This window comes from Alishewanella sp. HL-SH06 (assembly GCF_052656265.1).
The window spans coordinates 2,016,290-2,037,250 of the sequence record NZ_CP199752.1; the positions used below are offsets into that span (position 1 = coordinate 2,016,290).

A 20,961-nucleotide genomic window follows, 5' to 3' on the forward strand; every position below is an offset into this window, starting at 1 on the left:
ACCAAGGCCTGCTAAGCTGATGGGGGTTGGCTAGATTTTGCGCTGTCGTGCTGTGCTTGTTTGTGGGTGTTGCGTAAATCTCGATAAACCGCTGCGCGCATTAACAACATGGCACTGACCGGGGCCGTTAGCAGTACAAAAGCACTGATTAACAATTCGTGCAGCACAGGTCGCAGCCCTAAACCGCTAAAATACAGCATCGACGCCAGCACAAAACAGGTGGTGCCAAAAGTAATACTGATCGCCGGGCCATGGATGCGCTGATAAAAATGGGGTAGACGCACTAAGCCTAAGGTACCAATTAAGGTGATCAGGCTACCGGCAATTAACAGCAAGGCCACCGGTACTGCGATCCACGCTGGGATTGACTCGGCTAATTCAATCATTCGATCACCTCTCCACGTAATAAAAACTTCGCTAAGGCCAAGGTAGAAACAAAGCCAATTAAGGCAATTAACAATGCGATTTCGAAATACAACACGCTGCCAAAACTGATACCGAGCACCAGAATAAATAGCATGGCCACCATCCATAAAGTGTCTAAGGCTAACACCCGATCCTGAGCGGCGGGGCCACGGATCAAACGAATTCCACAGCAGAGCATGGCAAGCAGTAAACAAAATTGGCTAAAATATAATGCCATTGTCAGTAACAGGCTCATTGGCTTGCCCCTTCAAAAATCTCGATCAAAGGTTGTTCATAGCGCTGTTTAATGGTGTCTATCCACCAGGCTTCATCATGTAAATCAAATACATGTAATGATAACTCATGTGTATCTGGCAGAATTTCTACCCAAACCGTGCCAGGGGTTGAATTAATAATACACGATAAAACGGCAAGCCCGGTGACATCCCTTAAATGCAATGGCACACGAATAAATTGCGAATTCAGTTGATGTTGACGTCGAAATAAAATAATGCGGCTGACATTAATGCAAGAACGGACAATTTCAGTAGCCGACCATGCCAGTAAACGAAATAGTACCCAAGGCTTGCGAATTCGCGAACCTTTAATGGCTAACGGCGCACAATACATAGGAATAACCCATGCGAGCAGGCCGCCTAAAAGCAGTTGAGAAAGGGCCAATGATTGGTTAAGTAGTAGCCATATCACGATTAAGCTAACCGACAACAATGGACTAGGCAGCAGTTTATTCATGGTGCCTCCTTGCGTGTTGGTAAAGTGCTTAAGACCTGCTCGATATAACGTTGTGGATGTTGTAAGTCAGCAGTAATACGCTCCAGTAAGTTATGTAGTGGCTCAGCAAAAAAAGCTAAGCTGATACAAAGCGCTAACAGCAGTAGCACGGGGCCTGCTTCATTTAATTTCAAGCGCGGGCTGGTGGTGGCTTGTGCTGTCCAAAAGCTGCGCACGCCAAAGCGCATAAAGGCAATAATAGCGGTTAACCCTGCCAGCATGAGCAAAATAAGCAACAGCCAATGGCTTAAGCTAAAGGGTAGCTGCAACAGATGATGCAAGATATTAAACTTGGCGATAAAGCCCGATAGCGGTGGTAAGCCTGCAATAATAAGCGCGCAGGCTACAAAACTCATACCTAAAAAGGCCATTGCCGCGGGGATCGCCACGCCAGCGGACTCCTGCTTTTCTTCCTCTGGTGCAAAAAACTCCATACTCAATGCAAACACGCTATCGGCCGGCGTGTAGATCCGTTCAATCAATTCAGTTAACAACACAAAAGCGGTTACTGCTAAGGTAGAGCTGATCAAATAAAACAGCATGGCACTGAGCATACTCGGCTCGGCTAAGCCTAATAAGGTGAGCAATAAGCCTGAAGATATCACCGCACTGTAACTGGCTATGCGACTGGACTCCTGTGACGCGAGTAAACCCAGCGCGCCAAAAGCCATGGTCATTAAGCCGGCATAAAGTAGGAAATCAGCAGCAAAACCGGCCGAGGCACCGCTATTGGCACCAAATAAAAGGTAATATAGCCGCAGCAGAACATAAATCCCCATTTTGGTTAAAAAGACCAACATGGCGGCCACTGGCGGGGATGCGGCCGAGTAGGTCGTCGGCAACCAAAACCCAAGAGGCCAAATGGCACTTTTTGTTAAAAAAGCCACCGCCAGCATAGCAGCACCCGCGTGCAGTAATTGCCGTGGTTCGTCTGCTAATACCGGCATTTTCGCCGCTAAATCGGCAAAGTTTAATGTGCCAGTTGCAGAATAGACTAAAGCAATACCCAGTAAGAAAAACACCGCCGCCAGCAGATTCACCACGATATATTGCATACCGGCGCGGATCCGGGTGATGTTGTAGCCGTGTAATAACAGCCCATAAGATGCGGCGAGCATCACTTCAAAAAACACGAATAAGTTAAACAGATCGCCGGTGAGTAAGGCGCCATTAATACCCATTAATAAAAACTGGAACAAAGTATGAAAATGCACACCTAAACGCGCCCAGCGACTATAAGAAAATATTAACGCGGCATTGGCCAGTAATGCCCCGACTAATAAAAATAGCGTAGCCAAACGATCACCGACTAGCACAATAGCGAAGGGCGCAGCCCAGTTAGCGGACAATACTACCAGTAAGCCTTCTTCGGCGGGGGCGCTATCGGTGATAACCAACAGCAGAATGGCCAGTAAAAATAGCAGTAGGGTACTGGTTTGATTAATAAAAAACTTAAGCTTGTGATGGCGTTCGTTTATGAGCAGCAGCAAGGCACCGGTGAATAACGGCAACACGATCGGTAATACGATGATCTCGGCTAAAAGCAAACTCATTCGTCATGCTCCTGCTCTTTACCATCGACGTGATCGGTACCGGTTAAACCACGAGATCCTAATAACACCACCAGATATAACGCCGAGGTCGCAAAGCCAATCACAATGGCGGTGAGTACCAAGGCTTGCGGCAACGGATCGGCATAGAGCCCTTCGATAAAACTGACGGCGTCGCTGGCAAAAGCGGGACGATTGACCTGAATTTTGCCGGTAATAAACAGAAATAAATTCACTGCATAAGACAACAGTAACAGGCCAATAATCACCTGAAAGCTCCGTGGACGTAATATTAACCAAATACCTGAAGCGAACAAAATGCCGATGCTAGTTGCTAAAATCAGTTCCATTAACGGCGCTCCTCTGCGGTGTCTGTCTCTGTTTTGATACCCGGGATACGATGACTGCGCACAGTTTGGTGGGCGATAGCGATTAAGATCAGCATGGTGGTGCCAACCACTACTGCAAAGATGCCCAGATCAAAAAACATCGCACTGGGTAAATGCAGCTTGCCCAGCAGAGGTAAATCGAGGTGCAAGGTATGCGTGGTTAAAAACGGATGGTCAAAATACCAAGCCATAGCCCCGGTTAGTGCGGCTAGCACTAAGCCAAAACTGAGCCAGCGGTGCGGTTGTAGTTTGAAGCGGGCTTCAACCCAGGCCGTGCCAGACAGCATATATTGAATAATTAACCCTACTGAGAAAATCAGCCCAGCAATAAAACCGCCGCCGGGCAGGTTGTGGCCTCGTAAAAAGAAGTAGGCGACCACCAGCAAAATAATAGGTAACAGTAAGCGTAAATAGACGCCTGGGATCTGTAAGTAACCGCTGATTGCTTGTTCACTGGGCAGTTGTGAATAAGCCGGGTCCAGAGGATTGCGTTGTTGCGGTGGGATCTTAATGCTCTCAATAGCAGGGCGAAAACGTCGCAGTAGGGCATAGACGGTTAAAGCCACGATGCTTAATACCGCAATCTCGCCCAGCGTATCTAAACTTCGATAATCCACTAATAGTAAATTGACAACGTTGCTGCCGCCGCCTTCAGGTATGGCTTTTTCTAAGTAAAAACGACTTAAGGTGGCGTTATCTGGCTGGCGCAAAATAATATAACTGATAACAGCTAAAGCTGAACCAGCACTGATGGCAATGATTAAATCGCGAATGCGGCGTAACCGATCGCGTGCCGATGCCTGTAAATTCAGTTTTTTGGAAGAAATACGTGCTGGCAGCCAGCGTAAACCGAGCAGTAGTAATACCGTGGTGACGGTTTCTACCATCAGTTGAGTTAACGCTAAATCGGGTGCCGATAACCACAAAAACGTGACACTGGTGGCGATACCGGTACCCCCCACTAAAATAAGGGCAGCTAAACGGTGAAATTTTGCCTGCCAGGCCGCCGCAATGGCACAGCTACAACCCACTAACCATAACAATGCAAAAGTCAAACTGAGCGTGTCGTTTGGCCAACTGACACTGAGTGTTGGCCAAGCCGATAACAGCCATATTGATGCCGCTAACCCCGCTAAAATCATCCATATTAGTTGCGGTTGTAAGCGTCGGGTACTTAGCTGCCGCTCTAAGCGTGCGGCGCTGGCAGCGAGGATCAGCATGGTGGTTTCGTAAGCCGCTTTACCATTTAAGCGATGCAATAACGGTACCCGATCACGCTGATGCAATTGGCAGTAACGGCTGAGCCAAAAATAAAAAGTGATACCGCCAACAAAGGCCAATACACTCATGACTAGCGGCAAGTTAACGCCATGCCAAATAGCTAAAGAGTAGACGGGTAAGGCTTGACCCAACACTGATTGTGCGGCGCCGTGCAGCACCGGCCCGATACTCAATTCAGGTAAGATCCCCACCACAAAACAGCACAGCACTAAAAACTCGACCGGAAAGCGCATCCAGCGTGGCGGTTCATGCGGGTTGGCTTTAACCGTTTGCACTGGGCCAAAAAAAACCTGAATAAAGCGTAGCGAATAAGCCACGCCAAAAATCCCCATTAACACCGCTGCTGCCGACATCCACCAATTTGAGCTTGAGCCGACTAACAACGCCTCGGCAAAGAACATTTCTTTGGATAAAAAGCCATTTAACAACGGTACACCCGCCATTGCTGCGCTGGCCACAATCGCTAACGTGGCAGTGTAGGGTAACACCTGGCGTAAGCCACTTAGCGCGCGCATATCTCGACTGCCGCTTTCATGGTCAATGATACCCACGGCCATAAATAACGAGGCTTTAAAAATGGCATGATTTAAGGTGTGGAAGATAGCCGCGACCATGGCTAAAGGCGTACCGATGCCTAGTAAGCACACAATCAGGCCAAGATGACTAATAGTAGAGTAGGCCAGTAGGCCTTTTAAATCATGTTGAAAAATCGCCAAAAAAGCGCCGACCAACATGGTACACACCCCAGCAGTGCCGATGATCCATGTCCATTCTGGTGTGCCCGCGAGCACCGGCCACAGTAACATCAATAAAAAGATGCCTGCTTTAACCATAGTAGCCGAATGTAAAAAGGCCGAAACCGGCGTGGGGGCGGCCATGGCATGCGGTAACCAAAAGTGAAATGGAAATTGTGCGCTTTTACTTAAGGCTCCTATTGCCACTAACAGCACAATAGCTAAGTACCAAGGATGAGCTTGAATGGTTGTACTGGCTTGGCGCACTTGATCCAAGTCGTAGCTGCCTGCGACATGGCCAAGTAATAACATGCCAATAAATAAACACAAGCCACCAAAGGCGGTAACGGTAAAAGCCATTCGAGCACCACGGCGTGCGTCGGGTCGATGATGCCAATAACCAATTAATAAAAAGGAGGTAAGACTGGTTAACTCCCAAAACATCACTAGCTGTATTAAGTTACCAGATAACACGATACCTTGCATCGCGCCCATAAAGGCCAACAGAAAAGCGAAAAACCGCGGTACCGGATCTTTAGGTGACATATAGTAGCGAGCGTAAACCACCACGAGTAAACAGATCCCTTGGATCAAGGCAGTAAACAGCCAGGCTAAACCATCAAGCCGAAACACCAAGTTTAAATCGATAGCCGTGAACCAACGGATCTCTTGGCGTAAGCTCAGTCCTTCGGAAATAACCGGATATTGAGAAAAGGTCAGCAGCAAACCACTCAGTGCAATCAGTGCGGCAAACCAGGCTTCGCGGTTTCGCGCATGTGCAGGCATAAAGGCCGCGATAAGTGCGCCGACAAAGGGCAGTAAAATCAGTAACAGTAGCATTTCGCTCCTTGCAAATATCTGCTGTTAAATAAAGAGTATAGAGGGTAGATATTTACGCCTGCAAAGGCATTAACCTGTCTTTGCCACTAAGGTGTTGCCATCTTAGCATTACTGGCTGTCTTTTCAGCTTAGCAATGTTTAAAAATACCGATAAAAAGCCTGAACCTAAAGGTATTAACGACAATTTCGTATTTAGCTTTGCCATTTTAACTGAACCGCTTATACAGCCCGTTGCAGGCGCCATTGTAAAACGGCTTTGACGATGAGCGTGGCAATTGCCATCAAGGTTAATAAAGCGGCGGCAATAAAGGCTCCTGTCGTATTGTAATCTTGCTGCAATAACTCGATATGCAAGGGTAAGGTATTGGTTTGGCCGCGTATCGTACCTGAAACGACGGAGACCGCACCAAACTCACCGACCGCACGCGCGTTAGTGAGGATCACGCCATATAACAGTGCCCAACGAATATTCGGAAAGGTAATATGCCAAAACACTTGCCAGCCACTGGCACCGAGTAACACTGCCGCTTCTTCCTGTTCGGTGCCCAGAGTAGACATTAAAGGCACGAGTTCTTTCACCACAAAAGGGCAAGACACAAACACGGTGACCATCACTAAGCCTGGCCATGCAAACATCAGCTGCATATCGGCGGCGTCTAGCCACTGGGCAAAAGGACCGTTACTGCCATAAAGCAATAAATACAATAAACCGGCTACCACAGGAGACACCGCAAACGGAATATCAATCAGTGTTAGCAATAAGCGGCGGCCAGGAAAGGTAAAGCGAGTGACACACCAAGCAATTAAGGTACCAAACAGCACATTAATGGGCACGGTTAAACCTGCCACTAATAAGGTTAGACCGATGGCATGCAGCATATCCGCGTCTTGCAAGTTCTGCCAAACACCGCCAACACCGGCAGCAAAAGCGGCGATAAAGATAAAGATCAGTGGTACCAACAACAGCAGCACACTTAAGGTCATGCCGGTACCAATTAGCCACCATTTTAAGGGCTGTTTTAGCCGAGCCGTCATTTTAATGCTCCAGTAATGTGTTGATAGCGCTGCTGAATACCATTAATAATAAATAACAATAGTAATGAGCTCAGTAATACCACACTCGCAATCGCTGCGGCAGCAGCATAATCAAACTCTTGTAAGCGTACAAAGATCATCAAAGAGGTCACTTCTGTCTGCCAGGGTAAATTACCTGCAATAAAAATAACCGCGCCAAATTCTCCTAAGCTGCGGGTAAACGACAAGGCGGTACCGGTTAATAAAGCGGGTTTAATTTCCGGTAAGATCACCCGAGTAAAAGTTTGTAATGGGCTTGCCCCCAGCGTCGCCGAGGCTTCTTCGTATTCAGGGCCAAACTCTTCTAAAACGGGCTGAACGGTGCGTACTACAAAAGGCACGCTGGTAAACAGCATGGCGATGACAATACCCAACCAGGTATAAGACACCTTGATATCCCATAGCGCAAAATACTGGCCATACCAACCTTGAGTAGCAAACAATGCTGCCAAGGTTAAGCCGGCTACCGCCGTGGGTAAGGCGAAGGGTAAGTCCATTAAGCCATCAAGTAACAGCCGCCCAGGAAAGCGATAGCGCGTTAAGATCCAAGCCATCAGCAGGCCAAAAAACAAATTCAGTATGCTGGCCACTAAAGCAGCCGACAGTGTGACTTGGTATGTGGCCACCACGCGGGGATCGCTAATAATGGCCCAGTATTCGGCTAGGCTCAGTTGCGCTACTTCCATCACCAAGCCGGTTAATGGCAATAAAATAACCAAACCGATAAAAAATAAACTGCTGCCCAAGCTAATGGAAAAACCCGGTAACACTCTTTTGGTTTGGTAAGCAGCCATTAGTTACGGCGTCCTTCAGCTAAAATTTTATCCAGTTCTGCGTTACTGCCAAAGTGCTGCTTATTCACTTGCTCCCAGCTGCCAAATTGTTGCTCAACGGTGAACAATTCCGTTGCTGGAAATTGTGCTTGGCTGCTAGCTTGCACTTTTGGGTGATGTACTCGATAGAAGTAGCTCGCTAACACCTGCTGGGCTGGCTCAGAATATAAAAAGTTTAAGTAAGCTTTTGCTTGTGCAGTGGTGCCATTACGCTCAACATTTTTGTCGATCCACGCTACCGGGAACTCCGCTAAAATATTGGTTTTCGGTACCACGCGTTCCAGTTGTAACTCGGGGTATTGCTTGATGATGTTGTTCACTTCCGATTCAAACGTAATCAGCACATCGCCTAATTGCCGCTCAACAAAAGAGGTTGTGGCGCCGCGACCGCCGGTATAAAACACCACCACGCGGCTTAAAAAATCGACCATCCAATTTCGCGCGGCTTGATCATCAGCAAGCCGCAACTTGGCTGCACCGTAGGCCCCTAAATAAGTGTAACGGGCATTGCCAGAGGTTTTTGGGTTAGGAAAGACTAAGGCGACATCGTCTTTAGTGAGGTCGGCCCAATCTTGAATATGCTTTGGGTTTCCCTTCCGAACCAAAAAAGCCATGGTGGAGTAGTAAGGTGAGCTGTTATTGGCCAGCCGTTCACGCCAATTCTGCGGCAGTAACTTACCGCGCTGATACAAAATATCGATGTCGGTACTTTGGTTAAAAGTGACGACATCCGCCCGCAGCCCTTGAATAATGGCTTGCGCTTGGCGTGAAGAACCGCCATGCGATTGGTTAATGGTTAGTGTTTCACCGCTTTCAGCTTGCCAGTGTGCTACAAACAACGGGTTAATTTCAGCAAAGAGTTCGCGGGCGATATCGTAGCTGCTATTGAGCAACTCTTTAGCCACTAAGGCCGGACTTAATAAACTACTGCTAAGCACCACAGCCAATAATAGGTTACGCATTGTCATTCACTCCTTCATGATCAGATGTGTTAGTTTAATATGCGTATTGGTTACTACAAGAGAGTTAGTAATGCCATTTTGTTATATAGCATAGTTAGAAGCTATATGCTGATGGTGGTATAGCTTTTGTCTGAGCACTTTTCAGAGCTGTAATTGTTTAAATGACCGTCTATTTTTGTTGTTTCATTAATGAGATGGTAAAAAAATAGTATTCAGCTATATTATTTACATTGTTAACTAAAAACCAACAGTCGAGTCGATCTGTTGGCTTTAACGGGTAACATTAAATTGCGAGTTCAACAGTTAGTAATTAGTCGCAAGTTATGATTTCTGGGGCATCAGCATGAAAATATACTGGTCATTTAATCATATTCCGGAGCTTTCCCATTTATCAGCGAGTGAAAAAAAACGGTTATGGCAAAAAGCTTCCTCGAGATGTTTGCGTAGTTGGCTCGGGTGGCTTGGGCTGATTTTCTGTGGTCTTAGTGGATCTTTAGGCGCTGATATAGGGGAAATATATGAATTAAAAATGCTTGGTACTGCTCTAGGTGGCGCCACCGGTGGTCTTATTTATGCTCAAATTGTTACCTATTTTGCGGTAAAGCATTATAAAGAACTTTTGGCAGAGCCACGTTCTTCACATGACCCTGAAACTTAACCAGACGCTGTTGTTGTCGACGCTAGCCCTTCGTGAGGCGGTTTATCTGCACTGTGAGCCGCAGTGATAATTTGGCTATTTAGGAATGGTTATAACTGCCCTAATCGATAAATAAGCAAGGCTGATTTTTCGATGTTTTTGCTTAAACTCGTTAGATCTGCCGTTTCATTTTGAGTGTGAGCACCCGCGCCCATTAAACCTAGCCCATCAAGTGCCATGTCTACATGGTTTGCAGCAAATGAGATATCGGCAGCACCGGCATTGCGTGGGTTGGCTGCCAACACTTTGTTGTAGCCTAAATCTTCACTGGCTTTGCTATACATGGCCAATAATTTTTGATTGCCTTCAGTCATTGCCATGGCGGGGTAGCCGTCTGCAAATTCAAGCGTCGCTTTGCTGCCATTTAAGTTATGACTAACAATACGTTGCATTGTTTTTTTGGCATCTTCTTCTTGTGTTGGAGACAGCGCACGTAGATCACCGGCAACATAGACTTTTTGGGCGATAACATTACTTTTTCCAAACGCCGTTGCGGTAGAATGGGCATTGTCGAAATCGGCATGAGTGCCGCCAACTATCAGTCCTGGGTTAAAGGTTAAATTAGGCTGCGAAGCGAGTTGTTCTCTAAAGCTATTTAAAATGCGAGAGGCTTCATAAATAGCGCCAAAACCCACGGTGTCACTAAATATTTGTGACGAATGAGCAGCTTGTGCTTCCACGGTAAGTGTCCAGTCGATATAGCCTCGCCGCGCGACCATAGCGGTTTCAATATTGTTATCCGCATTCTCATAGCCCAAAGCTACATCTGCCCAGATTGCCGCATCGACTATGGCTTGCTTCGATAAATTCAATGGCTGGCCGCTGCTTTCCTCATCGCCGGTGAGTAACACCTTAATGCTAACATTGTTAAGCAAATTGAGTTCGTGCAGGCTTTTAAGGGCAGTAATAATAATCGTATTGCCGCCCTTCATGTCGGCAACACCCGGACCGGATGCTAAAGTCGGACTAAGTTGTGTGTAGGTGTTAAAATTATCGTTTTCGGCGAATACGGTATCAAGATGGCCAATCATCAGTATTTTAATGGCATTTGGATTGTTGCTTTCGCGTGTTGCAAGCACATGGCCCGCGCGGTTAAAAGCGCTGCCATCCAGCCATTCTACTTTAAAACCAATAGCGGTTAATTGTGCAGTGGCTAACTGTCCAACCTTTTTAACACCCGCAAGATTCAGCGAGCCACTATTGATATTGACGGCTTGTTCTATCTCTTGTAATGCCTGGGGCAGATGATGTGCAACCTGTATAACGATTTGTTGTTCGTTTTTATCAAGCTTAGCGTAGCTGGTTAAAGGAAATGTCGTGGCAAGCGCAATGATAAGTACATAGCTTAATTTTAAGAATGACATGGCAGCCTAATTAATCTGCAAGAATGAACTGAATATGCAGTAAAACGACATCATATTCAATACGAAAAAACTGCAGTGCGCCATCTCGCGTTAGGAGTAACCGTTAGGCAATGTTAAAGATGGAGCCGCCCATAACTCAGCTTTTGCTAAAGGTTTCTGGCCATTTAGGCTTTGTCATGAATACAACCTGTTATGTAGGCTCTGGATATTTTACAAAGTTTGACGTTACCAAGTTAAGTTGTTAACAAAATTATCCCATGTATCGAGATAGGTTGAAATCACTGCACATTAGGAGTTTTACGAATTGCACCAGATGTAAGGTGAATAATTAGCGACTTACAAATTATGTAATGCAGTGTATTTACTCATCACTAAATATGGCACGATCTCGCCCACTGTTTTTAGCTAAATACAACGCTTTATCGGCACGTTTTAACCAGCTATCCTCTGTGGTGCCTGGCAACCAAGGTGCTACGCCAAATGACACGGTGATTTCTTTACCATCAGGTGTTTTTAATGCGCTTTTAATCGCCGTTCTCAGATGTTGAATAAAGGTGTGATAATGTTCATTGATTTGCGGGACCAAAAGCACAAATTCTTCACCACCGAACCGATACAGCCGATCATATTGCCTTATCTGCGAGGTAGTAATGGCCACAAAATCTTTGAGCACCTGATCGCCGACCGCATGGCCAAAGTTATCATTAATGGCTTTGAAATAGTCCAGATCGAGAATAGCTAACATAGGTTTGCCACCGTTACGCTCTGCGGTTGCTAGGGCGGCTTTTATATCAACGCTCATGGCTCGGCGATTAAAGGCGCCGGTAAGTGCATCGACTGTATTGAGGGTTTCCAGTAAACTAAACTGCCTGAGGGATCCCCACAAAATTTAGATACATACTATTAGCTCTTTGCCAATTTGATTAGCGCCCAGTCCCACTGTGCAACCCAGTGCAAGATCTGCTTTAGCCCTTGCTGATAATCGTGTCTGCGAATAGGCAGTTTCGGTTCCTTACAAAGCAGTATCCCGAGGAAGTTCAGTGCCAGCACTCGCCGATTTTTTACCGTATTAGCCTGATATCGCAAATGTAAGCCAGCCTTTTCACCCGCCGCACCCATCAGGTAGTGGAACCAATTTGCCAGTGCCGCCAGTAACAGCAATATACCCAAACGTGATTTGATTTTAGTGCCGTGCAGGTCGCTTCCTAAGCCATAACGTGAGCTTTTCTGGTCTCGGAAGCTTTCTTCAATTTGCATCCGGCTACTGTAGCACTTGGCGATTTTATCTGCGTAGCCATGGCAATCAGGCAAAGATGACACCAATAACCAAGGTTCTTTGTAAGACTTATTTTTGTCTCGCTTCAATAGCTTATAGCCTTTACCAACTAGAATCGCGCGGGTTTCATAATGTTGCGTCTGAGTCAGCACGATTGCGCCTAAGTGTTTAGGGGTGGCGCGAGCTTTTTTATAAAGCGCATTTACGGTCATAAACTCTGTTTGCTCTGCCAGTTTAAGCTTCACATTACCTCTGACTCTGGCGACATAATGCCAGCCTAATTTGCGCACCTGCTTAAGCCAAGGCACTTTAAAGCCAGCATCGGTGACGATAACAGGCTTACAGTCGCTAGGTAACATGGCCTTGAGTTGCTTTAAAAACGCCCAGTGCAAATGTGGGCAAGTGTAATCTTCTGCCGCCGCCACTTTTTGTAATAGCGTGAGTGCTCTGCCATCAACAGCGATGCTGGCTCGCAAAATAAAATGGCGCTTCGCGGTATCAGCGTTGCTCCAGTCAATCAAAATGAGCGGCTGCGTTTTGCTACTGACAATCAAATGAGTCATTGCCGCATAGATCAGAGGCAGTTCCCGTTGTAGATTGGCATTGCTGAGCAATCTATCCGCGCGCTTAATGCTGACTTTGTCAGAAGTGCCTGGCATAGCGCGACCAATCGCTGTGACGGTGCACCGCGCGTCTTTGGTCAAAGCTGTTACAGCATCTAATAACACCGAAAATCGGGTTTTATGCATCGTTTTGGGGGTGACAAATGCAAGGAAATCAGCGAGCATAGTTTTTACATTCATGGTGACCATCCGCGTTTTGTGAGTTTTGGCGAATGATCAGATCGGGAACCACCATGAATGTTCCCTAATCGCCTAACATTTTATTTTAACTAGAGAATTTCTGGGGATACCTCAGCTAAACTGCTTAGCGCTATGGCTAGCATAAACAAAGGAGCATAGAGACAACATTAAGATGGAAATAATATAAGAGTCGAGTGACACAATGACAAAAATGTCGGAGAGCAGCGCCAGTGCAATACCAGCTAGTGTATTAATGATAAAGGCTTCAACTGGCTTAACTAAAATAAAAGTACTGACGAAAACCGGGTAGATCCATAAAAAACTGTCTATACCATTAGCACTGCCAATAACGACGACACCTGTATTAATAAAGATGGCAATTACAATGCTGACCACACGGATATGCAGGCTTAAATAGGCATAAACAACTAACATTATAATGCCCAAAACCAGCGTGATATCGATGACCGCTGCTATCAAGTTGCCTTCTAGGTAACGTATTACGGCGAAAGGTAAAACACCCAGCACAGCAACCACACCAAGTAACAACAGCAATGACAGTTGATATTTTTGCTGTAACTGATTAATCATAACCGTCTCGTTTGAATGAAATGAGTATATTTATCACTTTACATATTAACATGACCAAAACGTTATTATTATTTTATCTTTCTTCAATTTGTGCAGTGCGGTTATCAATATTTTTTTATTTAATCAATGCAAAAACCTGCGCCAGTTGGCTATTACGATTAGTCTAGTTTTAACAAAAAAGCAGAGCTTTGAAACCTACCGAGTTGTTAAAGGATTATATTGTTGCATTTGCAATCCTTAACTGTTATTTATTGTTAATAAATTTTTACATTAGTTCAGAGTAAGCTCGATCCCCGCGATAGTTCGGCCGGCAACTCTGTGTTTATGTGTGCAGCAAGCCACTTTCAGATTGCTTTGTTTTGCGTCGGTAAAACGCAGGCAACCTTCAGCATAAAGCATGAAGCATAACGGTGAAACAATCTTAGCCGAAGTATGGTGTCATAAATCAAAAACTAGAGGGAATTAGTGATGAAAAAAATCGTGTGTATAAGCGTGTTAGGTGTGCTTTTAATCGGTTGTAAAGCCAATGATTCGTTACAAGGTACTGATCACGCCGCGGCACTGGCTGGGCTGAATTATCTTAATCTTACGGCTGAAGATAAAAAAGATTTATTAGACGAATATTGGATAGCCGAAAAAAAACAAGAACCACGTTATCCGCTTGATGCTGCGTTTAACCAGCTATCAGGTTGTGTCGATATGCTTGTGGGTATTGATAAAGACGGCAAAGCTACAGCAGTATCGATTATCACATCTTTTCCTAAGGGCATTTTTGATGCAAACGCAATAGAAGCGTTATCGCATTGGCAATGGGTCGCCAGTGCTAAAAACAGTGCTAAACAACCGGTGTTAACTTCAATCCAATTTGATTTTACGGTCAGTGGTTCTAAAAACCTGACTAAGGCTGAGCAGCAATGCAATTATGTGCATACAGTTGATTAGCCGTTAAAACCGTCGTGTTAGCAATGCCCAGTAGGGTCATCGTCAGCGCATCACATTGGGGATTTCAAAATAGCGCATATTCGATGCGCTATGATCATTAAGAACGGCTGGCGGTCACTAGGCTTTGTAAGTGTAAGATAATCGCCTCAGATTCATACAGCCACTGCGTTTCACCCAAGTCATCTTTGATCTGCAAACAAGGTACTTTCACTTTTCCGCCACCGCTAAGCAGTTGTTGCCGGTACTCGGCATGGTGCTGTGCGTCACGTTTTTGGATGTTTAAGCCTAAACGGGCCATCTCTTTGCGCACTTTAATGCAAAAAGGGCAGGCTGCAAATTGATACAGTGCCAATTGCTGGCAGGCTTGAGATAATTGTTGTTGTTGCTCGGCGCTATGAGCCATCGGGCTTGGGGTGCTGAGTTTTTCAGCCAGTAACATAACAGGGGTTAATACCAGGGCAAGATCACGAACATTTAGTACGCACTTTAGCATAACTGATTGACCCCGATCTTCAGCTGTGATCAGATACTGGCTTTTACGCGGAGCCAGTTTATGAACATCGATATTTTTGCAGAGCACTTTTCAGAATTAGAAGACCCAAGGCAAGCCGCTAAGGTCGTTTACCCCTTGTTTGACGTAGTGTTTTTAACGCTTTGCGCAGTCATTGCTGGCTGTGAGGGCTGGGAAGATATTGAAGATTTCGGCGAAAACCGCTTTGACTGGCTGCAAGAACATGGCTTTTTTAAACTGGGTTTGCCGGTACACGACACCATCGCGCGGGTGATGTCACTGCTGGACAGCGAAGCCTTGCAGCGCTGCTTTGCCAGTTGGATGCAGGCTTGTACAGAGCTTACCGATGGTCAGGTGGTCGCAATCGACGGCAAAACGCTTCGCGGCTCCTACAACCGGGAAGACCGCTGCTCTTCTATTCATATGGTTAGCGCCTTTGCCAGCGCCAATGGTGTGGTAATGGGCCAGGTTAAAACGGACGAGAAGAGCAACGAAATTACGGCGATACCTCAGCTACTTAACTTGCTGGAGCTTAAAGGATGCCTGGTCAGTTTGGATGCAATGGGATGCCAGAAAGAGATAGCGCAGCAGATAGTAGATAAAAAAGCTGATTACCTGTTGACGGTTAAAGGCAACCAAGGTCATCTGCACGATGCAGTAAAACAAGTCTTTGCGGGTAAAGCGCATAAAGATAGTGCAGCGCAGTCACTGGAAAAGAACCGTGGGCGTCTAGAGTACCGTGAATTCCAGGTCTGTCCGGCCAGCGAATTACCGGAAAAACTCAAAGCTGCCTGGCCAGCGCTGACAACCTTAGGCATGGCAACGACTTACCGGGTGGAAAAGCACAAGCGTGCGGTGTTAGAGCAACGTTATTTTATCAGCTCAGCCGACCTTACCGCAGAAAGGCTGTCCCAGGCAGTACGCGAGCATTGGTGTATTGAAAACCAGCTGCACTGGGTGCTGGATGTGAGCTTAAGTGAGGATGCGTGCCAGATATACCGTGGTAATGCAGCAGCCAATCTTGCCACGATGCGACACTTCGGCTTGAATATGTTACGCGCTGAGAAGCGAAAAATGAGTATCAGAAGAAAGCAGCGTCAGGCATTGATGAATGAGGCTTATCTTGATGCGGTGTTGGAAGCTGGCATGAGTGTGGTGATTAAATGACCACTCGTAATCTCACCCTGGGGTTAATACCAAACGAATAAAGCGAAAAAATAAACGGATGATCACACGCATAAACAACTCTGCTGCTCGTCATTGAATAAAAAATAGTGGCGCAGCATAGCACAATTTAGCGGTTTTTTGCTTTAACGAAATAGCACCACGATACCTTGGCGATACAGCGGCCATGCTAAACTTAAACCGCGTAATAACATAAATAGCGACAAGGCTAGCCAAAGCGCATGATTATTTAAATGTTGTAGCAGCAGGTAGCACAGCGCAAAGCCACTAAAGGCAAGCAACATACTGTTTCTCATCGCGCGTGCTTGTGTTGCCCCAATATAAATGCCATCAAGCAAGTAGCCCCAAACGGCTAACAGCGGTAGTCCAATTAACCAAGGCAAATACAGGTTTGCTTGCTGTTGCACCGCGGTAATAGAGGTTAAGCTGCTAATAATTGTCGAGCCTGCCAGCCAAAACAGCGCGCTGAATAGCCCCCCTAATAACCATCCCCAGCCCGCCAAGATCTTAAGCAGCAGCCGCAATTCGCTTTGATCTTTTGCACCAACCGCTTTACCCGTCAGAGCTTCTGCGGCATAGGCAAAGCCATCTAAGGCATAAGATACCAGCATTAAAAAGGTGATCAGCACCGCATTTGCAGCGACTACAGTATCGCCAAAACTGGCACCGCGAAAAGCGATAAATACAAACACCAGTTGTAAGCACAGGCTGCGAATAAAAATATCGCGGTTTAAAGCAAAGAGTCGGCTATAACCGTCGGCTGAGAACAGCTGTGGCCATTTAACAGGCCCCAGTTGTTGTTGTCGCCATAAGCGGCGCACCAAGTAAAGCCCAACGGCAAGCGTACTGTAATCGGCCAAGACCGACGCCGCCGCGACACCACTGACTTTCCAGTCAAAGCCTAAGACAAATAACAGATCAAGTAAGATGTTAATGGTTTGATTCAGCAGGAGTAGCCACATGGGATAACGGGCGTTTTGCAGGCCCAAAAACCATCCAAGTAACACCATATTTAGCAGGGCGGCAGGGGCGCTCCAAATACGGATCTGAAAATAGATCTCAGCCTGTGTTAACACTTCCGTGCTCGCACTGCTGAGCTTATAGACGATTGGCATTACCCATGGATGCACGATTAACAAAATTAACGCTAAGCAGATAGCCACTAAGCCCGCTTGTAGTAAACTTTGGCGCAAAGCTTGTTGGTTATTGCGGCCTAAAGCTTGTGCAGTCAAACCGGTGGTGCTCATACGTAAAAAGCCGAGTAACAAAAACACTAAGCTAATTAAACTGCTCCCCAGCGCCACACCGCCTAAATACCACGCCTGTGCTAAATGCCCTACCACGGCGGTATCGACCAACGACAGTAATGGGATGGTGAGGTTGGAGGCAATCATGGGCAGTGCAATCAATAGCACTTGCTTTTGTTTAGGATGCTGTAAAGTTAACAACGCTAAGGCAACTTGCTGCTGTTCATTTTAAGGCCGTTTCTCTCATGTATATGACTTAAAACGCTTGGCGTTTAAATTTTGTTTCTAAAATGACCGACGAGGTGGTGCGTTCAACCCCTTCTAAATTACCAATATCATCAAGTAAATGACTCAGTTGCTCAGTACTCTGAGCTTGCACAATCGCAATTAAATCGTACTCGCCACTAATGGCATAAAGAGCGGCTATTTGCGGTATTTGCTTTAATTCATTATTGGTGCGGGCCGTCAACTTTTGTTTCACTTTGATACTAACGTGTGCTGCCACTAAACTGGCTAACCAGCTTTCGCCCACTTCAACGGTATAACCTTTGATCACGCCAGTTTCTTGCAATTTTTGCAAACGATTTTGCACCGTGGCGCGAGACAAGGATAAGGCTCGTGCCAGATCAGAAATACTCGCGCGTGCATCTTTTTGCAACAGTGCGAGCAGTTTTTCATCTTCTTTGCTTATCACTTTGTATTATGTCCTTAGCAAATTGCAATATAACTCTTTTATTCTGTTAAAAATGATACTGCAAAATGTCAGCTATGGCGAATATAATGGCATTACGACGAGTTACTGTTTTCTCGCTTATTCGCTGAGGCTTTGTGTATGTTATTGATCCGACCGATTACGACGGCTGATTTTGCCGCCTTAAAACAAATTGCGGTGGAATCCGGCCCTGGCTTTACCTCTTTACCGGTGCATGATGAGCGTTTACAACACAAAATTGCCCATGCTTCGCACAGTTTTAATGTGGATGTTTCTGCACCAGGCGATCACGGCTATTTATTTGTGTTAGAAGACTGCAGCACAGGTGAAATTGTCGGTACCACCGGTATTGAAGCGGCCGTTGGCTTGCATACGCCGCTGTATCACTTTCAACAAAACACCGTGATCCATCACAGCGCAGAGTTGAATGTATTAAACCAATTAAAAACCTTGACGCTATGTAACGACTATACCGGTGCATCAGAAATTTGTACTTTATTTTTACGTGAAAGTTATCGGCGTAATCATGCTGGGCGCTTTTTGTCTAAGGTGCGGTTTTTATTTATGGCCGAGCATCCGCAGCGCTTTTCTGACATCGTGATTGCCGAAATGCGTGGTGCCACCAATGCCGAGGGCAAACCGCCTTTTTGGAATTGGTTGCAAAACTTGTTTTTAACCATCGACTTTCCTACGGCCGATAAACTGATTGGTGTCGGCAAAAAGGCTTTTATTGCTGAGTTGATGCCGCGTCATCCTATTTATGTGGGCTTACTGCCTACTGAGGCGCAGCAAGTGATTGGTCAGGTGCATGAAAATACTAAGCCAGCCCTAAAAATGCTGGAAAAAGAAGGCTTTAAGCATCGGGGGTACATTGATTTGTTTGATGCCGGCCCAACGGTAGAAGCCCGCTTACAAGATATTCGTTCTGTCGCGTTAAGTCGCCGTGTACCGGTGACCATTAAAGAAGTGCGTGGTGAGCGCACTTTAGCTGTGGCGAATACTGCCCTGAGTGAGTTTAGAGCCAGTTTTGGTAAAAATGCCCAGTTTGATGAACAACAACAACAGTTACAGATCAGCGCAGAGTTAGCCGCAGCCTTGCAATTGGCCGAAGGTGATTTTGCACGTTTTATTAATTTAGATTAATGTCGGCGTAGCGGTGTTTGTTAATATAAACACATGCGGCTGTGCCAGCCTAGCCATTAGTGGGAGTTGCAATGCATACTTGTGTAAAAAGCTTATTTGAAAATTTATGGCAAAATTACCTGACGGTAACGCCATCAGCTCGTCAAGTGCACCAGTTGTTGGGTTCATCACAAAATGATGATGTGATTAATGACCATATTGCGCTACGTACCTTTAATTTACCGAAAGTCAATTTAGATAAGCTGGCAGCGCATTTTCTGGCGCTGGGCTATACCGAGTGTGGTGAATATCATTTTGAAGCTAAAAAGCTTTATGCCAAGCATTTTGAACATGCAGATACCAGCCTACCGAAAGTGTTTATTTCTGAATTGTTATTAGATAAGTGTTCTGCTTCGCTGCGTGAGACGATCACCGCATTAGTAGCACAGATCCCTGACGATGCTGTAACGGCGGATAACTTTTTATACTCGGGTACGCATTGGCAAATTGACAGCGCTACCTATGCTGCTTTATTAGCTGAGAGCGAATACGCAGCATGGACCGCCGCTTGGGGTTATCGCGCAAATCATTTTACGGTTAACGTGAATGATTTACAGAAGTTCACTAGCCTAGAACAAGTGAATGAAGCGTTAAAAAGCGCGGGCTTTTTATTGAATACGTCTGGTGGTGAAATTAAAGGTACGCCAGAGGTGTACTTAGAGCAATCCTCAACGTTAGCCGATATTGTGCCGGTACAGTTTAGCGATGGTGAAGCGCAGATCCCAAGCTGTTTCTATGAATTTGCTCGCCGTTATACACTGCCCAATGGCAAGCTTTACACCGGTTTTGTCGCGGCTTCAGCCGACAAGATTTTTGAAAGCACCAACGCCCGCTAAGCATTGGGTTTACGAATAAGGCCCCGCACTATGCGCTGTAGTGCGGGGCTTTTTTTAGCGCGGTGCAAAGCCTGACGGTTTGTTAATTTTACTGGGTAAATTTCAATAACTTTGTTAGTCTAGGCCTTTGTAATAGTGAGATGGCCGCTGTGACTGAATATGAGAAAATGCTTAACGCTCAATGGTATAACCCATTAGATAAAACTTTACGTGAATTGCGTTTAGCCACTCGACAGTTGTTATATAAATTTAACAAAACCTCGCCTGAACAAGTGAAAATTCGACGCACGCTGCAACAGGATTTATTTGCTGAAGTGGGCCGAGATGTCTTTATTGAACCGCCTTTTTTTCTGTGATTATGGTCAGCACATTCGACTGGGCGATAAGGTGTTTTTTAACTTTAACTGCGTGGTGCTGGATGTCGGTTGGGTGACAATTGGTAACAACGTGTTTTTCGGTCCTGCAGTGCAAATTTATACAGTGAATCATCCTTTAGGGGCTGATGAGCGGCGCAGCGGTATCGAGCAAGCGTTACCCATTAACATTGCCGATGATGTATGGATCGGTGGGGGCGTGATTATTTGTCCTGGCGTGAGCATTGGAGCAAGAAGCGTTATTGCTGCAGGCAGCGTTGTTACTCAAGATGTACCTGCTGATGTTGTTGTGGCAGGCAATCCCGGAAGAGTGTTGCGCCGTTTAAATGCTGACACAACCGCTGATACCTAGGTACACAGCTAAACTTTTTGGTTCTATGA

Annotated in this window: 23 protein-coding genes; 7 read left to right on the top strand and 16 right to left on the bottom strand. The window is 45.9% G+C overall.

Annotated features, from left to right (window positions below):
* Positions 1-11: 11 nt before the first annotated feature.
* The 9 genes from mnhG to cysP form a co-directional block, all read right to left on the bottom strand.
* Complete coding sequence (gene mnhG / locus ACUJFK_RS09330; RefSeq protein WP_445424674.1) at positions 12-386, bottom strand: monovalent cation/H(+) antiporter subunit G; 375 nt, start codon at positions 384-386, stop codon at positions 12-14.
* Positions 383-661, bottom strand: coding sequence for a K+/H+ antiporter subunit F (locus ACUJFK_RS09335; RefSeq protein ID WP_226751510.1), 279 nt, complete (start codon positions 659-661; stop codon positions 383-385). The genes mnhG and ACUJFK_RS09335 overlap by 4 nt, the downstream gene beginning before the upstream one ends.
* Positions 658-1,158 carry a Na+/H+ antiporter subunit E gene (locus ACUJFK_RS09340; protein ID WP_229585913.1) on the bottom strand — a complete coding sequence of 167 codons (501 nt, stop codon included), beginning with the start codon at positions 1,156-1,158 and terminating at the stop codon, positions 658-660. The genes ACUJFK_RS09335 and ACUJFK_RS09340 overlap by 4 nt, the downstream gene beginning before the upstream one ends.
* A complete protein-coding gene (locus ACUJFK_RS09345; protein ID WP_445424675.1) occupies positions 1,155-2,750 on the bottom strand; it encodes a monovalent cation/H+ antiporter subunit D in 1,596 nt (531 codons plus the stop codon). The genes ACUJFK_RS09340 and ACUJFK_RS09345 overlap by 4 nt, the downstream gene beginning before the upstream one ends.
* Complete coding sequence (locus tag ACUJFK_RS09350; RefSeq protein WP_226751513.1) at positions 2,747-3,097, bottom strand: Na+/H+ antiporter subunit C; 351 nt, start codon at positions 3,095-3,097, stop codon at positions 2,747-2,749. Before ACUJFK_RS09350 ends, ACUJFK_RS09345 begins: the two co-directional genes overlap by 4 nt.
* Positions 3,097-5,991 (bottom strand): monovalent cation/H+ antiporter subunit A, encoded by a 2,895-nt coding sequence (locus ACUJFK_RS09355; RefSeq protein WP_445424676.1) that lies wholly within the window; start codon positions 5,989-5,991, stop codon positions 3,097-3,099. The genes ACUJFK_RS09350 and ACUJFK_RS09355 overlap by 1 nt, the downstream gene beginning before the upstream one ends.
* A 219-nt stretch (positions 5,992-6,210) precedes the next feature.
* Positions 6,211-7,026: a sulfate/thiosulfate ABC transporter permease CysW gene (gene cysW, locus ACUJFK_RS09360; RefSeq protein WP_306176560.1), complete on the bottom strand. Its 816-nt coding sequence runs from the start codon at positions 7,024-7,026 to the stop codon at positions 6,211-6,213.
* Positions 7,023-7,859, bottom strand: a complete 837-nt coding sequence (gene cysT / locus ACUJFK_RS09365) for a sulfate/thiosulfate ABC transporter permease CysT (RefSeq protein ID WP_306176559.1) — start codon at positions 7,857-7,859, stop codon at positions 7,023-7,025. The genes cysW and cysT overlap by 4 nt, the downstream gene beginning before the upstream one ends.
* Positions 7,859-8,860, bottom strand: coding sequence for a thiosulfate ABC transporter substrate-binding protein CysP (cysP, locus tag ACUJFK_RS09370; RefSeq protein WP_445424677.1), 1,002 nt, complete (start codon positions 8,858-8,860; stop codon positions 7,859-7,861). Before cysP ends, cysT begins: the two co-directional genes overlap by 1 nt.
* A gap of 343 nt (positions 8,861-9,203) precedes the next feature.
* Here cysP and ACUJFK_RS09375 point away from each other — a divergent pair, with 343 nt between their 5' ends.
* Complete coding sequence (locus tag ACUJFK_RS09375) at positions 9,204-9,518, top strand: hypothetical protein (RefSeq protein WP_445424678.1); 315 nt, start codon at positions 9,204-9,206, stop codon at positions 9,516-9,518.
* Between the two features lie 89 nt (positions 9,519-9,607).
* On the opposite strand, the gene ACUJFK_RS09380 is transcribed toward ACUJFK_RS09375, so the two are convergent.
* The 4 genes from ACUJFK_RS09380 to ACUJFK_RS09395 all read right to left on the bottom strand — a co-directional run bounded on the left by ACUJFK_RS09380 (position 9,608) and on the right by ACUJFK_RS09395 (position 13,591).
* Positions 9,608-10,921: a M20/M25/M40 family metallo-hydrolase gene (locus ACUJFK_RS09380; RefSeq protein WP_445424679.1), complete on the bottom strand. Its 1,314-nt coding sequence runs from the start codon at positions 10,919-10,921 to the stop codon at positions 9,608-9,610.
* A gap of 361 nt (positions 10,922-11,282) precedes the next feature.
* The gene (locus tag ACUJFK_RS09385) at positions 11,283-11,807 is read right to left on the bottom strand and encodes a GGDEF domain-containing protein (RefSeq protein WP_445424680.1); all 525 of its coding nucleotides are present in this window, start codon (positions 11,805-11,807) and stop codon (positions 11,283-11,285) included.
* Between the two features lie 17 nt (positions 11,808-11,824).
* Complete coding sequence (locus tag ACUJFK_RS09390) at positions 11,825-13,009, bottom strand: IS4 family transposase (protein ID WP_445424681.1); 1,185 nt, start codon at positions 13,007-13,009, stop codon at positions 11,825-11,827.
* Positions 13,010-13,111: 102 nt separating this feature from the next.
* Entirely contained in the window at positions 13,112-13,591 is a 480-nt protein-coding gene (locus ACUJFK_RS09395; protein ID WP_445424682.1) for a hypothetical protein, read from the bottom strand.
* A gap of 468 nt (positions 13,592-14,059) precedes the next feature.
* Between ACUJFK_RS09395 and ACUJFK_RS09400 the strand changes: the two genes are divergently transcribed.
* Positions 14,060-14,533: an energy transducer TonB gene (locus ACUJFK_RS09400; protein ID WP_445424683.1), complete on the top strand. Its 474-nt coding sequence runs from the start codon at positions 14,060-14,062 to the stop codon at positions 14,531-14,533.
* A gap of 97 nt (positions 14,534-14,630) precedes the next feature.
* Here the strand turns inward: ACUJFK_RS09400 and ACUJFK_RS09405 are convergent, their stop codons facing one another.
* Positions 14,631-15,026, bottom strand: a complete 396-nt coding sequence (locus ACUJFK_RS09405) for a glutaredoxin family protein (RefSeq protein WP_445424684.1) — start codon at positions 15,024-15,026, stop codon at positions 14,631-14,633.
* 60 nt (positions 15,027-15,086) lie between these two features.
* On the opposite strand from ACUJFK_RS09405, the gene ACUJFK_RS09410 reads away from it, so the two are divergent.
* Positions 15,087-16,211, top strand: a complete 1,125-nt coding sequence (locus tag ACUJFK_RS09410) for an ISAs1 family transposase (RefSeq protein ID WP_420934092.1) — start codon at positions 15,087-15,089, stop codon at positions 16,209-16,211.
* 143 nt (positions 16,212-16,354) lie between these two features.
* Here the strand turns inward: ACUJFK_RS09410 and dinF are convergent, their stop codons facing one another.
* Positions 16,355-17,677, bottom strand: a complete 1,323-nt coding sequence (gene dinF, locus ACUJFK_RS09415) for an MATE family efflux transporter DinF (RefSeq protein ID WP_445424685.1) — start codon at positions 17,675-17,677, stop codon at positions 16,355-16,357.
* Positions 17,678-17,732: 55 nt separating this feature from the next.
* Positions 17,733-18,170 carry an Lrp/AsnC family transcriptional regulator gene (locus tag ACUJFK_RS09420; RefSeq protein ID WP_226751524.1) on the bottom strand — a complete coding sequence of 146 codons (438 nt, stop codon included), beginning with the start codon at positions 18,168-18,170 and terminating at the stop codon, positions 17,733-17,735.
* Between the two features lie 138 nt (positions 18,171-18,308).
* Here ACUJFK_RS09420 and astA point away from each other — a divergent pair, with 138 nt between their 5' ends.
* The 4 genes from astA to ACUJFK_RS09440 all read left to right on the top strand — a co-directional run bounded on the left by astA (position 18,309) and on the right by ACUJFK_RS09440 (position 20,932).
* Positions 18,309-19,331 carry an arginine N-succinyltransferase gene (gene astA / locus ACUJFK_RS09425; protein ID WP_229585929.1) on the top strand — a complete coding sequence of 341 codons (1,023 nt, stop codon included), beginning with the start codon at positions 18,309-18,311 and terminating at the stop codon, positions 19,329-19,331.
* Between the two features lie 71 nt (positions 19,332-19,402).
* A complete protein-coding gene (locus tag ACUJFK_RS09430) occupies positions 19,403-20,206 on the top strand; it encodes a DUF1338 domain-containing protein (protein ID WP_306176552.1) in 804 nt (267 codons plus the stop codon).
* Between the two features lie 140 nt (positions 20,207-20,346).
* Entirely contained in the window at positions 20,347-20,562 is a 216-nt protein-coding gene (locus ACUJFK_RS09435; RefSeq protein WP_445424686.1) for a maltose acetyltransferase domain-containing protein, read from the top strand.
* Positions 20,531-20,932 carry a sugar O-acetyltransferase gene (locus ACUJFK_RS09440; RefSeq protein ID WP_445424687.1) on the top strand — a complete coding sequence of 134 codons (402 nt, stop codon included), beginning with the start codon at positions 20,531-20,533 and terminating at the stop codon, positions 20,930-20,932. Before ACUJFK_RS09435 ends, ACUJFK_RS09440 begins: the two co-directional genes overlap by 32 nt.
* Positions 20,933-20,961: the final 29 nt, after the last annotated feature.